This is a genomic window from Pseudomonas fakonensis, assembly GCF_019139895.1.
Classification (GTDB): domain Bacteria; phylum Pseudomonadota; class Gammaproteobacteria; order Pseudomonadales; family Pseudomonadaceae; genus Aquipseudomonas; species Aquipseudomonas fakonensis.
Genome location: NZ_CP077076.1, coordinates 5,554,151 through 5,568,284 on the forward strand (window position 1 = coordinate 5,554,151; position 14,134 = coordinate 5,568,284).

Consider the following 14,134-nt stretch of genomic DNA (forward strand, 5'->3'; position numbering starts at 1 on the left):
TATCCTTACATCGTTTTCTTATTTCAGTATCCAGAACAACTCGTGGCGGCGTACCGCCTTGCGGAAGAACTCGTTCTCACCGTAAGGCGAGCCCCGGCGGCCGGCGAGGCAGCGCTGGATCACCCTGCGCAGCCGGCGCTTGAACGGCGGCTGCGGTTGCAAATCATGCATCATACCCAGCGCCATTGCCTTGTCGTGTTGTAACCGCGCGTCAAGCGACAGGCTACAGGGGCTCCATGTCAACGCGTCGTCGAGCATGGGAGGCAAAGCAACTCCCGCGCCAGATTCGCCCATCGGCCAACGATCGTTGTCATGCAGGTGGTTGGCGTAACCCAACATCAGCTCGGGCTGCCATTCCAACCCCTGCAAGGCTTCAACCACCGCCTGCCGGGCACAGACATGGTCCGGGTGCGGGTCCAGGCTCGGGTGGGGCATCACGATCACCTGCGGACGCGCCATCAGCAGCAGTGCGCGCAAGTCGGCCAGCAGGTTGTTCCAGCTGGGCACGCCATCATCGCCCGGCAAGGCCAAGGTATTCAGGGCGCGGAACGGGCGGGTGTCGAGCAGGTCAGCCTCGCGGGAAGCGACGGGCTGGTCCGGGGACTCACGCATGGCCTGCAACTGCAGGCAGAAGTACCCCAGTTGCGCGCAGCGCTCCTGCGGCACGCCGGCCCAGCGCGGTACCGCCAGGCTGTCCCAGGCACGCAGCCGGCCTTTCAGGCGCGCAGCTTCGATTGGCGCCAAACCCATCTGCTGGTAATGCTCTGCCTCGATCTCGCCTGCGGTGAGGGTCACGATCCAAGCCTCATCGGCCTGACTGTAAAGGCCATAGGCAGCCAGTTCGGCATCGTCGGCGTGGGGCGCGATGACCATGACCCGTTTGCGCAGCAGCTCAGGCTGACGCAACACGAACAGCCGCGGCTGGCCGAGCAGCCGGCAGAAGCGCCCGCGCACAGTCAAGCGACCTTCGCACAGCGCTGGCGCCAGGCCACTCAGGTTGAGAAATCGGCTACCGCGCACACCCCGCTCGAAGGTTTGCAGGTCGCCGCCTTCAGCGCAGCCCAGGTGCACCCCGGGGTCGAGAAAACGCCCCAGCCAGCCGCAGCGCAGTTGAACCTGCAAAACCAGCGTCTCGTCGCCGCGCAGTTGCAAGCCTGGCAGCTTGAGCAGGCCGTCGGCCAGGCTCACACCCGGCTGTTCGCAGCCTGGCTCGAAACGATAGGCGTAGTCTTCGTCCGCCCCGTAGAACAGATGGTCGGCGAACCAGGCCTCATGGGCCACCCACAACAGTGGCAGCAACAGCAAGGGCAGCCACCACCAGGCGAGCACGCCCAGCAGCACCAGGGCCACCAGCGCCGTCAGCAGGCCGATGCGCTTGTTGCGCCGATGGCGCTTGAGCAACTGCTGCTTGCGGCTCACGACTGGAACACCTGCACAGGGTTGCACCAGCGCTCCTTGTACTCACGGTCGGCGCGGCCGAACGAAAAGCGCAGGGGCTTGCCGCAAGCGTTGGCGTGTTCCCAGGCCGCCTGGGTATTGAGGAAGCTGAGCACACTACCGGGGCTGAATGCCCGGGTCTCGGGGTCGACACCACCGTTGACGTACTCGACGCTGACCCACTCCGGCGCCTCGACCCGATACACCAGCTGAATCGCGATAGGCGCATCGTCCAGCAACAGCACCGAGCCGATCAGCAGGTGGCCCAGGCGCTCCAGCACGTCGGCCATGCGTTCGGCCCCCACCGCCGGGAAACCCCAGCGGCGCTGGAACAGGTCGCAGTACATGGCGGCGATCTGTGCCGCAGTGAATTCACCGATGGGCCGCACCACACCGCCCGCCTCTTCCAGCAGGCGCAGCTCGCGGCGCTGGTTGTAGCGAAACTTCTTCGACAGGTCTTCGTGAGGGCGAGCCATGGCCAACTGCTCGGCCTGTGCCTTGAGGCCGCTGAAACGGCCCTGGCTCAGTTCGGACAGGTAGCGCCCTGCATGGCGCAGCGGTGCGCCGGCATCAACGGCAGCTGGCAAGATGATCTCGGCGTTGCCGAGGTCGAACAGGCCTTTCTTGCCCTGGCGCTTGAGCACATCCTTGGACAGCGCCAGGTGACGACCCCAGGCAGGCACGGCGGCCTTCAACTCACCACCTTCGACCCAACCCAGGTAGCGCACAGGAATCTGCGCCAGCCCGGCCAGTTGTTCGACCACCAGCGGGTGGGTGGCAACGCTACCGCCGTAGCGCTGCCAAGCTTGCTGGTAGGCCAGCGCATCAATGACCTGCCAGCCGCGCTCGCGCCAGGCCTGGATGTAGTTGAGCATCAAGCCTCCGCGACCAGCGCGCGTACGTGTGGCAACTGCCAGAAGGTGCCACGCACCGCCTGGTCACTGAAACGCTCGCCCAGGCGCTGCAGCATGTGCTGTGCGCAAGCAGCGCGCTGGCCGGCATCGAGCCCGGCCATGTGCTGCAGGCCCTGGGCCAGTTGCCCGGCATCCCCCAGCGGGAACAGTACGCCAACCCCTTCGACCACTTCGCGGGCCCCGCCACAGGCAGTTGCCAGCAACGGCACACCGGCGACCATGGCCTCCAGCAGCACCATGCCGAACGGCTCGTGGTCGGAGCTCAGGGCGAACACGTCAAAAGCCTGGAAGTAACGGCGGGCATCCGGCACCTGGCCGAGGAAGTCCACCTGACCCTCGATGCCCAGCTCGCCGGCCAACGCCTTGAGCTTGCCCTCCAGCCGCCCCTTGCCAAGGATCGCCAGGCGCGCACCGGCCGGCAGGCCCGGCAACGCCTGGGCAAAGCCGCGCAGCAGGGTGGCCTGGTCCTTGTCCGGGTGCAGGCGGCCGACATTGCCGACCACCCAGGCGTCGTTGCCCAGGCCCAGAGCACGACGCGCTTCGTCGCGAGGCACCAGGCTGGCCTGCAGCGCCTCGACATCGATGCGGTTGTACAGGGTCTGGATGCGTTCGGCCGGCCACTGGGGCAAGCAACGGCGCATGTCGTCGCGCACCGCGTCCGACACGCCGAGCAAGCTCAGACGCTGGCGGAACAGGTTGGCGAACAACCGCCGCCCCTTGCGCTGGTAATCGCCGAAGGCATGGTGCACGCCGATCACCGGAAGGCTGGTGGCCAGCAGGGCAACGTAGATCGGTTTGAAGCGATGGGCGATGCAAAAGCTGAAATCACGCTGCGCGGCGATCTTGCGCAGCGCGCCGATGGCGCCCAGCTTCAGGCCGCGCACGGCGGCCGAGCTGAACTCCATGAACAGCACTTCGTCCGAGGCGCAGCCGGCCGCAACCTGCGCGTCGGCTGCCCCGGTAAGAAACACCGTGGTGACCTTGTAGCCGCTGCCCTGGAACAGGCTGGCATACTGACGGGCGCAATCGAGAAATGGCCCGTCGTAGCCATGGCAGAACTGCAGGATGCGCGGTTCAGAGCGGTTGGTCATAAGGTTCAGCGCCGTCCTTCACCACCAGGATGTCTTCCATGATCAGGTACTGCAGGTCCGAGCCGAAGAACATGTTCAATGCGTCGGTCGGCGAGCAGATCATCGGCTCGCCACGGCGGTTGAGCGAGGTGTTCAGCGACACACCGTTGCCGGTGAGCACTTCCAGTGCCTTCATCATGTCGTAGTAGCGCGGGTTGTACTCACGCTTGAGCACCTGGGCGCGGGAGGTACCGTCTTCGTGGACCACTTCCGGCACGCGGGCCTTCCACTCTTCAGCCACTTCGAAGGTGAAGGTCATGAAGGGTGCCGGGTGGTCGATCTTGATCATCTGCGGCGCCACGGTGTCGAGCATCGACGGGCAGAACGGTCTCCAGCGCTCGCGGAACTTGATCTGGTGGTTGATGCGGTCGGCCACGCCTTCGACGCTTGGGCAACCGATGATCGAACGACCACCCAGCGCGCGTGGGCCAAACTCCATGCGGCCCTGGAACCAGGCCACCGGGTTGCCGTCGACCATGATCTTGGCAATCTGTTCGGGCATGTTTTCGAGCTTGCGCCATACAGGCTGGCTCGGGTGGCGGGCGCAGGCGGCGATCACGTCCTCGTTGGAGTATGCAGGGCCGAGGTAGACGTGCTCCATCTTCTCAACCGGCACACCGCGGGCGTGGGACACGTAGGCCGCAGCGCCCACTGCGGTACCGGCGTCACCGGAAGCCGGCTGGACGAACAGCTCTTTGACGTCGTCGCGGGCGATGATTTTCTGGTTCAGCTTGACGTTCAGCGCGCAGCCGCCGGCGAAGGCCAGTTTGCCGGTCTCTTTCAGCGTGTCGCCCAGGTAGTGGTCGATCATCTGCAGGGCGAGCTTCTCGAACAGCGCCTGCATGCTGGCCGCGTAGTGGATGTACGGCTCGTCAGCGATGTCGCCTTCACGTTTCGGGCCCAGCCACTCGATCAGCTTGGGCGAGAAGTAGAAGCCCTTGCCCTTCTCTTTATAGCGGCGCAGGCCGATGACATTGGCGTACTCGGTGTTGATCACCAGTTCGCCGTTTTCGAAGCTGGCCAGGCGCGAGAAATCGTACTTGCTGGCATCGCCGTACGGCGCCATGCCCATGACCTTGAACTCGCCATCGAGCATCTCGAAGCCGAGGAACTCGGTGATCGCGCCGTACAGGCCACCCAGCGAGTCCGGGTCGAAGAATTCCTTGATCTTGTGGATCTTGCCGTTTTCGCCATACCCAAAGAAAGTCGTGGCGTACTCGCCCTTACCGTCGATCCCCAGGATCGCGGTTTTCTCTTTGAAACCCGAGCAGTGATAGGCGCTGGACGCGTGGGCCAGGTGGTGCTCGACCGGTTCGATCTTGATTTTCTTCGGGTCGAAGCCCAGTTGTTCCAGGCACCAGACGATTTTCTTGCGGTAGCGCTTGTAGCGGCGGTTGCCCATCAACAGCGCGTCGAGGGCGCGGTCCGGGGCGTACCAGTAGCGCTTGGCGTAGTGCCAGCGGGCCTTGCCGAACAGGCTGATGGGGGCGAACGGAATGGCCACCACATCGACATCCGACGGCTTGATGCCCGCCTGCTCCAGGCAGAACTTCGCCGACTCGTAGGGCATGCGGTTCTTCGCATGCTTGTCACGCACGAAGCGCTCTTCTTCGGCGGCGGCAATCAGCTTGCCATCGACGTACAGGGCCGCGGAAGGGTCATGACTAAGGGCGCCGGACAGGCCAAGAATCGTCAGTGCCAAGGGTCTAGCCTCTCAAATCGATAGGAGTGCGCCACCGGACCATGCGGGCGGATGGCGGCTAAAGGGGCGGGATTATAACGCAAAGATTGGCGCAACGCGGCAACCTGTACGGGCCCTATCGCCGGCAAGCCGGCTCCTACAGGATTGGCGTCAAACTGTAGGAGCCGGCTTGCCGGCGATAGGGCCGGTACAGGCAAACGGATTACTCGGCGATCAACCAGTCCATGCGGAAGCTGCCGGCAGTCTGTGCCAGCTCTTTCGCCAGCCACGGCAGCAGGGTCTTGAGCTCGTCCTCAAGGCCCCACGGCGGGTTGGCGATGGCCAGGCCCGAACCGTTCAGGCCCTGCGGACTGTCCTGGTGGTGCACGTACAGCTCCACCCGCAGCAGCTTCGGCGCGCCGGTGCTGGTCAGGTCCTGGTAGAAGCGGGTCAGCGAGCGCTGGTCCTTGATCGGGTACCAGATGGCTGCGACGGTCTGGCGCATGCGACCAATCGCCTCTTTCATGGCCACACAGCAGCGCTTGAGCTCATCGGCCTGTTCGAACGGCGGGTCGATCAGCATGATCGCGCGTTTTTCCTGCACCGGCAGCAGGGCCCGGGCGATGTGCCAGCCTTCACCCAGGTGCACGGTGACGCGCGGGTCCTTCTTCATGTTCTCTTTGAGCAGCGCCCCGTCTTCGGGGTGTTTCTCGTTGAGCTGCGCGCGGTCCTGCTGGCGCATCAGGCGTCGGGCAAGCTCGGGCGAGCCCGGGTAGTAGCGCAGCTCGCCATCCGGGTTCAGGCGCTTGATGATGCGCAGGTAGTCGGCTGTGGTTTGCGGCAGGTCGTCGCGGTTCCACAAGCGGGCTACGCCCTCCAGATACTCGCCGGTGCGAGTCGCCTGGTCGCCCTGCAGGTCATAAAGGCCAAGGCCTGCGTGAGTATCGATGTAGGCGAACGGCTGCTCCTTGCGCGACATCAGGGCGATGAGGCGGGTGAGCACGATGTGCTTGAGGACGTCGGCGTGGTTGCCGGCATGGAAGGCGTGACGATAGTTCATGGTGGCTCCTGCTAAGGCGGCAAGTTTACCTTGCCTTGCAAGCCGCACAAAGCATCGCGGGGCAAGCCCGCCCCCACGCAGCTCATTGCTACGTGGGAGCAGGCTTGCCCCGCGATGATGGCAACGCCGATTGAGCAGGCGTTACTTGTCGGCGTGATACGCCGCATCGGCCGTTTCAAAGCGCGAAACCATGCTGCTCGACGCCTTGCCCTGCTTGCTCACCCACACGATGGCGATGGTCGCCAGCAGGAAGCCCGGAATGATTTCGTACAGGCCGGTGCCCAGCTGCTTCCAGAAGATCACCGTCAGCGCACCGACCACGATACCGGCCAGGGCGCCGTTGCGGGTCATGCCCTTCCACAGCACCGACAGCAGCACCACCGGGCCGAAGGCCGCGCCGAAGCCGGCCCAGGCGTAGGCCACCAGGCCCAGCACGCGGTTTTCCGGGTTGGCGGCCATGGCAATGGCAATCAGCGCCACGGCCAGCACCATCAGGCGACCGACCCACACCAGCTCCTTCTGCGAAGCGTTCTTGCGCAGGAAAGCCTTGTAGAAGTCCTCGGTCAGGGCACTGGAGCACACCAGCAGCTGGCAGCTCAGGGTGCTCATCACCGCCGCCAGAATGGCCGACAGCAGCACACCGGCAATCCATGGGTTGAACAGGATCTTGGCCAGCTCGATGAACACCCGCTCGTGGTTCTCGGTGACCGGGCCCGCCTGTTCAGGATGCGCCGAGAAGTAGGCGATGCCGAAGAAGCCCACGGCGCAGGTACCTGCCAGGCACAGGATCATCCAGGCCATGGAGATGCGGCGTGCGTTGGCAATCGACTTCACCGAATCTGCGGCCATGAAGCGCGCCAGGATGTGCGGCTGGCCGAAGTAGCCCAGGCCCCAGCCCATCAGCGAGATGATGCCGATGAAGGTAGCGCCCTTGAACATGTCGAAATGCGCCGGGTTGACCACCTCGATGGCGGCGAAGGTCTGGTCGAAGCCGCCGGTGGAAATCAGCACGATCACCGGGGTCAGGATCAGCGCGAAGATCATCAGCGAGGCCTGCACGGTGTCGGTCCAGCTCACTGCCAGGAAACCGCCGATGAAGGTGTAGGCGATGGTTGCGGCAGCACCGGCCCACAGCGCGGTCTCGTAGGACATGCCGAAGGTGCTTTCGAACAGGCGGGCGCCGGCGACGATGCCCGAGGCGCAGTAGATGGTGAAGAACACCAGAATGACGATGGCCGAAATGATCCGCAGCAGGCCGCTATTGTCTTCGAAGCGGCTGGCGAAGTAGTCCGGCAGGGTCAGGGCGTCACCGTTGTGCTCGGTCTGCACGCGCAGGCGGCCGGCGACGAACAGCCAGTTCAGGTAGGCACCGACGGTCAGGCCGATGGCGATCCAGGCCTCGGAAAGGCCGGCGAAGTAGATCGCGCCCGGCAGGCCCATCAGCAGCCAGCCGCTCATGTCGGAGGCGCCGGCGGAGAGCGCGGTTACAACGCTGCCCAGGCTGCGACCGCCAAGGATGTAGTCGGAAAGGTTCTTGGTGGAGCGATAGGCGGCGAAGCCGATCAGCACCATTGCCGCGATGTAGACCACGAAGGTGATCGTTAGTGGGTTGCCCATATGTGTGCCCTGGCGTTTGTTTTTATCTCTTGCGACCACCGGCGAGGCGGAGGTTGCACCCAGGCGGCGCATGCTATGCAACAACACGAACCAGGCGCAACCACTTTTCATTTGCCAGTTGCACCATTCGGTGATCTTCCGACAAATACCGATTGTTTGCTCCATTTCGGAGCAAACGTTAGGTTTTTCAGAATAAAACGCACCAACAAGGCGCCTTTGACGTGCAGCCCAGAGCCTGCCAGACGAGTTGCACCTTTCCCCGAGAAAAATCGGGTTGCACCCGGTTGCACCCGAAATGTCCTACAGGCTAATCTTGCCCTCAGCTGAGGCCACACCCGTGGCAATAATGAGGATAAGAAATGGCGACGACCACCCTTGGGGTCAAACTCGACGACCCTACCCGTGAGCGACTCAAGGCCGCTGCGCAGTCCATCGACCGCACGCCGCACTGGTTGATCAAGCAAGCGATCTTCAACTATCTCGAGAAGCTCGAGGGTGGTGCCACCCTGAACGACCTCAACGGTCATGCAGCCGCGCTGGGCGACGATGCCGGCGAGGTAGCCACCGACCACGCCCATCAATGCTTCCTGGAATTCGCCGAAAGCATCCTGCCGCAGTCGGTGCTGCGCTCGGCGATCACCGCCGCGTACCGGCGCCCCGAGCAGGAAGTGGTGCCGATGCTGCTGGAGCAGGCGCGCCTGCCGGCCGCACAGGCCGAGGCCACCAACAAGCTGGCCGCAACGCTTGCCGACAAACTGCGCAATCAGAAGAGCGCCGGTGGCCGTGCCGGCATCGTTCAAGGCCTGCTGCAGGAGTTCTCGCTGTCCTCGCAAGAAGGCGTGGCGCTGATGTGCCTGGCCGAAGCCCTGCTGCGCATCCCCGACAAGGGCACCCGTGATGCACTGATCCGCGACAAGATCAGCACCGGCAACTGGCAGCCGCACCTGGGCAACAGCCCGTCGCTGTTCGTCAACGCCGCCACCTGGGGCCTGCTGCTGACCGGCAAGCTGGTCAGCACCCACAACGAGTCCGGCCTGACCTCCTCGCTTACCCGCATCATCGGCAAGAGCGGCGAGCCGATGATCCGCAAGGGCGTCGACATGGCCATGCGCCTGATGGGCGAGCAGTTCGTCACCGGCGAAACCATCGCCGAGGCCCTGGCCAACGCCAGCAAGTTCGAGTCCAAGGGTTTCCGCTACAGCTACGACATGCTCGGCGAAGCCGCGCTGACCGAGCACGACGCGCAAAAGTACCTGGCCTCCTACGAGCAGGCGATCCACTCCATCGGCAAAGCCTCCCACGGGCGCGGCATCTATGAAGGCCCGGGTATCTCGATCAAGCTCTCGGCCCTGCACCCGCGCTACAGCCGCGCGCAGTACGAGCGGGTGATGAGCGAGCTGTACCCACGCCTGCTGTCGCTCACGCTACTGGCCAAGCAGTACGACATCGGTCTGAACATCGACGCCGAAGAAGCCGACCGCCTGGAGCTGTCGCTGGATTTGCTCGAGCGCCTGTGCTTCGAGCCGTCGCTGGCCGGCTGGAACGGCATCGGCTTCGTCATCCAGGCCTACCAGAAGCGCTGCCCGTACGTGATCGACTACGTCATCGACCTGGCCAAGCGCAGCCGCCACCGCCTGATGATCCGCCTGGTCAAAGGCGCCTACTGGGACAGCGAGATCAAGCGCGCCCAGGTCGAGGGCCTGGAGGGCTACCCGGTGTACACCCGCAAGGTCTACACCGACGTCTCCTATATAGCCTGTGCGCGCAAGCTGCTGGCCGTACCGGAAGCCATCTACCCGCAGTTCGCCACCCACAACGCCCACACCCTGTCGGCCATCTACACCATCGCCGGGCAGAACTACTACCCGGGCCAGTACGAGTTCCAGTGCCTGCACGGCATGGGCGAGCCGCTGTACGAGCAGGTGGTGGGCAAGGTCGCCGAAGGCAAGCTGAACCGCCCTTGCCGCGTGTACGCCCCGGTCGGCACCCACGAAACCCTGCTGGCCTACCTGGTACGCCGCCTGCTGGAAAACGGCGCCAACACCTCGTTCGTCAACCGCATCGCCGACCACTCGATCTCCATCCAGGAACTGGTCGCCGACCCGGTCACCAGCATCGAGCGCATGGCCACCCAGGAAGGCGGCATCGGCCTGCCGCACCCGCGCATCCCCATGCCGCGTGAACTGTATGGCAGCGAGCGGGCCAACTCGGCCGGCATCGACATGGCCAACGAACACCGCTTGGCGTCGCTGTCCTGCGCCCTGCTGGCCACTGCCCACAATGACTGGAAGGCCGCCCCGCTGCTGGCCTGCGCCACCAGCGAGCAAGCCGCAGCGCCGGTACTCAACCCGTCCGACCACCGCGACGTGGTCGGCCAGGTGCAAGAGGCCAGCGTCGCCGACGCCAGCAACGCCGTGCAGTGCGCGGTGAACGCCGCCCCTATCTGGCAGGCCACCCCGCCGGCCGAGCGCGCCGCCATCCTGGAGCGCGCCGCCGACCTGATGGAGGCCGAGATCCAGCCGCTGATGGGCCTGCTGGTGCGCGAAGCCGGCAAGACCTACGCCAACGCCATCGCCGAAGTGCGCGAGGCCGTGGACTTCTTGCGCTACTACGCGGTGCAGGCGCGCAACGACCTGCGCAACGACAACTGCCGCCCGCTGGGCCCGGTGGTGTGCATCAGCCCGTGGAACTTCCCGCTGGCGATCTTCTCCGGCCAGGTTGCTGCCGCCCTGGCCGCCGGCAACCCGGTGCTGGCCAAGCCAGCCGAACAGACCCCGCTGATCGCAGCCCAGGCCGTGCGCCTGCTGCTCGAAGCCGGCATCCCGGAAGGCGTGCTGCAATTGCTGCCAGGGCGCGGTGAAACCGTCGGTGCCGGCCTGGTCGGTGACGAGCGGGTCAAGGGCGTGATGTTCACCGGCTCCACCGAAGTCGCCCGCCTGCTGCAACGCAACATCGCCGGGCGCCTGGACAACCAGGGCCGGCCGATTCCGCTGATCGCCGAGACTGGCGGGCAGAACGCCATGATCGTCGACTCCTCGGCGCTGACCGAGCAGGTTGTCATCGATGTGGTGTCCTCGGCCTTCGACAGCGCCGGCCAGCGTTGCTCGGCCCTGCGCGTGCTGTGCCTGCAGGAAGATTCCGCCGACCGCGTGATCGAAATGCTCAAGGGCGCCATGGCCGAAAGCCGCCTGGGCAACCCCGAGCGCCTGTCGGTGGACATCGGCCCGGTGATCGACGCCGAAGCCAAGGCTGGTATCGAGAAGCACATCCAAGGCATGCGCGACAAAGGCCGCAGCGTGTACCAGGTGGCCATCGCCGATGGCGCCGAGGTCAAGCGCGGCACCTTCGTGATGCCAACCCTGATCGAGCTGGAAAGCTTCGACGAACTGCAGCGCGAGATCTTCGGCCCGGTGCTGCACGTGGTGCGCTACAACCGCAAGAACCTCGACCAGCTCATCGAGCAGATCAACGCTAGCGGCTACGGCTTGACCCTGGGCGTGCACACCCGCATCGACGAGACCATCGCCAAGGTGGTGGGCAACGTCAACGCCGGCAACATGTACGTCAACCGCAACATCGTCGGTGCCGTGGTCGGCGTGCAGCCGTTCGGTGGTGAAGGCCTGTCCGGCACCGGCCCGAAAGCCGGTGGCCCGCTGTACCTGTACCGCCTGCTGTCGACCCGCCCGGCCGACGCCATCGCCCGCCACTTCGCCCGCACCGACGCCGACGCGAAGGTGGACACCGCCCTGCGCGACCAGCAGCTCAAGCCACTGACCCTGCTCAAGAGCTGGGCCGAAGGCAACCAGCAAGCCGAGCTTGCCGCCCTGTGCGCGCAGTTCGCCGAGCAGACCCAGAGCGGCATCACCCGCGTGCTGCCGGGGCCTACCGGCGAGCGCAACACTTACACCGTGCTGCCACGCGAGCACGTGCTGTGCCTGGCCGACAACGAAGCCGACCTGCTGGCGCAGTTGGCAGCGGTGCTGGCGGTGGGCAGCTCGGCGGTGTTCCAGGACGGCGAGCCGGCCAAGAGCCTGCGCGGTCGCCTGCCGAAAGAGCTGCAAGCCAAGGTCAAGCTGGTGGCCGACTGGAGCAAGGATGAAGTGGCGTTCGACGCGGTCATCCACCACGGCGACTCGGACCAGCTGCGCGGCATCTGCGAGCAGGTGGCCACGCGTGCCGGGGCTATCGTCGGGGTCAACGGGTTGTCCAGCGGCGATTACCAGATTGCCCTGGAGCGTTTGGTGATCGAGCGGGCGGTGAGTGTGAACACCGCGGCGGCGGGTGGTAATGCCAGCTTGATGACCATCGGTTGATGGTGATGGGGTGAAATGAAAAGGAGAGCTTCGGCTCTCCTTTTTCATGGGTGTTTGTTCGGCGGACCCTATCGCCGGCAAGCCGGCTCCTACAGGAAATCGCGGTCCTCTGTAGGAGCCGGCTTGCCGGCGATGGGGCCATCAGCCCTTCATCCCCAGTTCGGCATCATCCATCAGCGCCTTGGCCAGCCCGCTGAGGTAGTGCGAGGCCCATACCAGTTGCGGGTTCTCGTCCATCACGCCGCTGAGGGTGAGGTCGCGCACGCAGCCCATCAGTTCCGAGGCCTGCTCGCGGGCCTGCCGGCACGGGATGCCGGGTTCGATACGGAACAGCGGCTGGGTGTGGCCTTCGCCTTGGTAGAAGCAGGTCTTGCCAACGGTGGTTTGGTGTTCGGTGGTCATTGTTCGTTCCCCCTGAAAGTGTTGGCTGCCAAAACCGGCCTCATCGCGGGGCAAGCCCGCCCCCACGCACGACACGTGGGAGCGGGCTTGCCCCGCGATGAGGCCACTGGGCCTAGTGCATCACCCGGGCCTTCTGCGGCATCTGTACCTGAGCCAGCGCCAGTTCAAGCAACGCTTGCAGCGACTCCATTTCGTGCATGGACGCCATCATCAGCACCGTGGCCGGTGTTCGAGGTCTGTGCAGTACGGCCTGATGGGCCACGGTCAGGGCGCACAGGACGTACTCCGAGGCCTGGACCAAGGTGTCTTCGAGGGAATGGGAATGGAGGGGTGGGTCGGGGACAATCTTCAGCATGGTCATAGCCCTGTTCAGTAGATAAGGACCACCACCGCCTGCTGTCAAACAAGAGGGTGGCAGCTGTACATGGGTTGACAGACCGGTGAACAGAACCAAAAACCGGCGCACACGAGGTGCCCCACGCACAGCCGCCATAAACGGCAAAGCCATGCGGTTCGTTCAGAGCGGCCTGTCAAAGCCGGTCGCTGTTTCGCAACGACCGCCCGAGACTAGGGGCCAACCCGGCACACCGCAATGGCTTGAAAGGGGCTGGGAGCATGTTTGGGAAATGGACTACAAGCAATAGGGAAAAGCTTAAAAATCACACATAAATGGCAACCAAAAAGAGGCAAACCATCCAGCGCCCCCAGCCTGACACAGACCCTTCTCGGCTATAGACTTGATCGAACCACCGCCATCGCACCTTTTCATGGAGCGCCTCATGATCGTGAAAACGCTCAACAAACCCAAGGCCGACAACCCCCATGTCGAAGCCGCTCAGCGTATCCGCCAACTTGCCCAAATTCTGTCATGCAACCCAACCGAAGCTCGGGCCTTCAGAGAGATGACTGGCGTATTTACTGCGACGGGCGAGCTCAAGGAGTCGTACCGGTAGATGTATCAGCAACTTCCCTCCTTCGTTCTAGGCTTTCACGGCTGTGATCGCCAGATCGGGGAAGCCATACTTGCTGGCGAGCAGATAGCACCAAGCGTCAATGACTATGACTGGCTCGGAGAGGGTGCCTATTTTTGGGAGAACAGCCCCGAGCGCGCGCTCAGCTATGCCCAACACCTCAAAGCCTATAAACGCGGTCAAGGTTCGATAAAGAGCCCCTACGTCATCGGCGCAATCATCGACCTTGGCCTGTGCCTGAACCTTACGGACGAAGGAGCATTACAGGAGCTGGGCGCCGCTTACCAGTTGCTGGCACAAAACACGGATGTGCTGCCTGAAAACAGGCTCGGTTTCCGTGGCGACCCCGACAACCTGAAACGTTATCTGGACTGTGCTGTATTTCAGTCACTTCATTCGGCTCGAACGCTTGTTGCCCTAGCCCCCTATCAATCGATTCGCTCCCCCTTCCTGGAAGGACCCGAGCTGTATCCAGGCACGTCTTTCCGACAGGAAACACACATCCAACTCTGCGTACGCGACATCAGATGCATCAAAGGTTTTTTCCGCCCACTGGGGGCCGACGGCACACCATTTCTGGGATGACAACTACCCCGGACTGTGCCGCCT

Annotated in this window: 11 protein-coding genes; 3 read left to right on the forward strand and 8 right to left on the reverse strand. The window is 64.2% G+C overall.

Going from position 1 to position 14,134, the window contains the following annotated elements; translation table 11 throughout:
- Positions 1-18: 18 nt before the first annotated feature.
- From KSS94_RS24490 to putP, 6 genes are all read right to left on the reverse strand, one after another.
- Positions 19-1,419: a PIG-L family deacetylase gene (locus tag KSS94_RS24490; RefSeq protein ID WP_217840604.1), complete on the reverse strand. Its 1,401-nt coding sequence runs from the start codon at positions 1,417-1,419 to the stop codon at positions 19-21.
- Positions 1,416-2,312, reverse strand: coding sequence for an antimicrobial resistance protein Mig-14 (locus KSS94_RS24495; protein ID WP_217840605.1), 897 nt, complete (start codon positions 2,310-2,312; stop codon positions 1,416-1,418). The genes KSS94_RS24490 and KSS94_RS24495 overlap by 4 nt, the downstream gene beginning before the upstream one ends.
- Positions 2,312-3,442 (reverse strand): glycosyltransferase, encoded by a 1,131-nt coding sequence (locus tag KSS94_RS24500; RefSeq protein ID WP_217840606.1) that lies wholly within the window; start codon positions 3,440-3,442, stop codon positions 2,312-2,314. Before KSS94_RS24500 ends, KSS94_RS24495 begins: the two co-directional genes overlap by 1 nt.
- Positions 3,426-5,183 (reverse strand): carbamoyltransferase family protein, encoded by a 1,758-nt coding sequence (locus KSS94_RS24505; RefSeq protein ID WP_217840607.1) that lies wholly within the window; start codon positions 5,181-5,183, stop codon positions 3,426-3,428. The genes KSS94_RS24500 and KSS94_RS24505 overlap by 17 nt, the downstream gene beginning before the upstream one ends.
- Positions 5,184-5,385: 202 nt before the next feature.
- Entirely contained in the window at positions 5,386-6,222 is an 837-nt protein-coding gene (locus tag KSS94_RS24510; protein WP_217840608.1) for a 23S rRNA (adenine(2030)-N(6))-methyltransferase RlmJ, read from the reverse strand.
- Positions 6,223-6,363: 141 nt separating this feature from the next.
- On the reverse strand, positions 6,364-7,839 hold the full coding sequence (gene putP, locus KSS94_RS24515) for a sodium/proline symporter PutP (RefSeq protein WP_217840609.1): 1,476 nt from the start codon (positions 7,837-7,839) through the stop codon (positions 6,364-6,366).
- A 359-nt stretch (positions 7,840-8,198) separates the two neighbouring features.
- Here putP and putA point away from each other — a divergent pair, with 359 nt between their 5' ends.
- Complete coding sequence (gene putA / locus KSS94_RS24520; RefSeq protein WP_217840610.1) at positions 8,199-12,152, forward strand: trifunctional transcriptional regulator/proline dehydrogenase/L-glutamate gamma-semialdehyde dehydrogenase; 3,954 nt, start codon at positions 8,199-8,201, stop codon at positions 12,150-12,152.
- Positions 12,153-12,293: 141 nt separating this feature from the next.
- Here putA and KSS94_RS24525 read toward each other — a convergent pair whose 3' ends face one another.
- The gene (locus KSS94_RS24525; RefSeq protein WP_217840611.1) at positions 12,294-12,554 is read right to left on the reverse strand and encodes a DUF3077 domain-containing protein; all 261 of its coding nucleotides are present in this window, start codon (positions 12,552-12,554) and stop codon (positions 12,294-12,296) included.
- Positions 12,555-12,666: 112 nt separating this feature from the next.
- Positions 12,667-12,909 (reverse strand): hypothetical protein, encoded by a 243-nt coding sequence (locus tag KSS94_RS24530; RefSeq protein WP_217840612.1) that lies wholly within the window; start codon positions 12,907-12,909, stop codon positions 12,667-12,669.
- A 424-nt stretch (positions 12,910-13,333) separates the two neighbouring features.
- Between KSS94_RS24530 and KSS94_RS24535 the strand changes: the two genes are divergently transcribed.
- Both KSS94_RS24535 and KSS94_RS24540 read left to right on the forward strand, forming a co-directional pair.
- The gene (locus KSS94_RS24535; RefSeq protein WP_217840613.1) at positions 13,334-13,507 is read left to right on the forward strand and encodes a hypothetical protein; all 174 of its coding nucleotides are present in this window, start codon (positions 13,334-13,336) and stop codon (positions 13,505-13,507) included.
- The gene (locus KSS94_RS24540; RefSeq protein ID WP_217840614.1) at positions 13,508-14,110 is read left to right on the forward strand and encodes a hypothetical protein; all 603 of its coding nucleotides are present in this window, start codon (positions 13,508-13,510) and stop codon (positions 14,108-14,110) included.
- Positions 14,111-14,134: the final 24 nt, after the last annotated feature.

What these genes read in the sequence shown, in the direction of transcription:
- KSS94_RS24495 (WP_217840605.1), bottom strand. Translation starts at nt 2,312, where the DNA reads ATGCTCAACTACATCCAGGCCTGGCGCGAGCGCGGCTGGCAGGTCATT.
- KSS94_RS24500 (WP_217840606.1), bottom strand. Translation starts at nt 3,442, where the DNA reads ATGACCAACCGCTCTGAACCGCGCATCCTGCAGTTCTGCCATGGCTAC.
- KSS94_RS24510 (WP_217840608.1), bottom strand. Translation starts at nt 6,222, where the DNA reads ATGAACTATCGTCACGCCTTCCATGCCGGCAACCACGCCGACGTCCTC.
- putP (WP_217840609.1), bottom strand. Translation starts at nt 7,839, where the DNA reads ATGGGCAACCCACTAACGATCACCTTCGTGGTCTACATCGCGGCAATG.
- putA (WP_217840610.1), top strand. Translation starts at nt 8,199, where the DNA reads ATGGCGACGACCACCCTTGGGGTCAAACTCGACGACCCTACCCGTGAG.
- KSS94_RS24525 (WP_217840611.1), bottom strand. Translation starts at nt 12,554, where the DNA reads ATGACCACCGAACACCAAACCACCGTTGGCAAGACCTGCTTCTACCAA.
- KSS94_RS24530 (WP_217840612.1), bottom strand. Translation starts at nt 12,909, where the DNA reads ATGCTGAAGATTGTCCCCGACCCACCCCTCCATTCCCATTCCCTCGAA.
- KSS94_RS24535 (WP_217840613.1), top strand. Translation starts at nt 13,334, where the DNA reads ATGATCGTGAAAACGCTCAACAAACCCAAGGCCGACAACCCCCATGTC.
- KSS94_RS24540 (WP_217840614.1), top strand. Translation starts at nt 13,508, where the DNA reads ATGTATCAGCAACTTCCCTCCTTCGTTCTAGGCTTTCACGGCTGTGAT.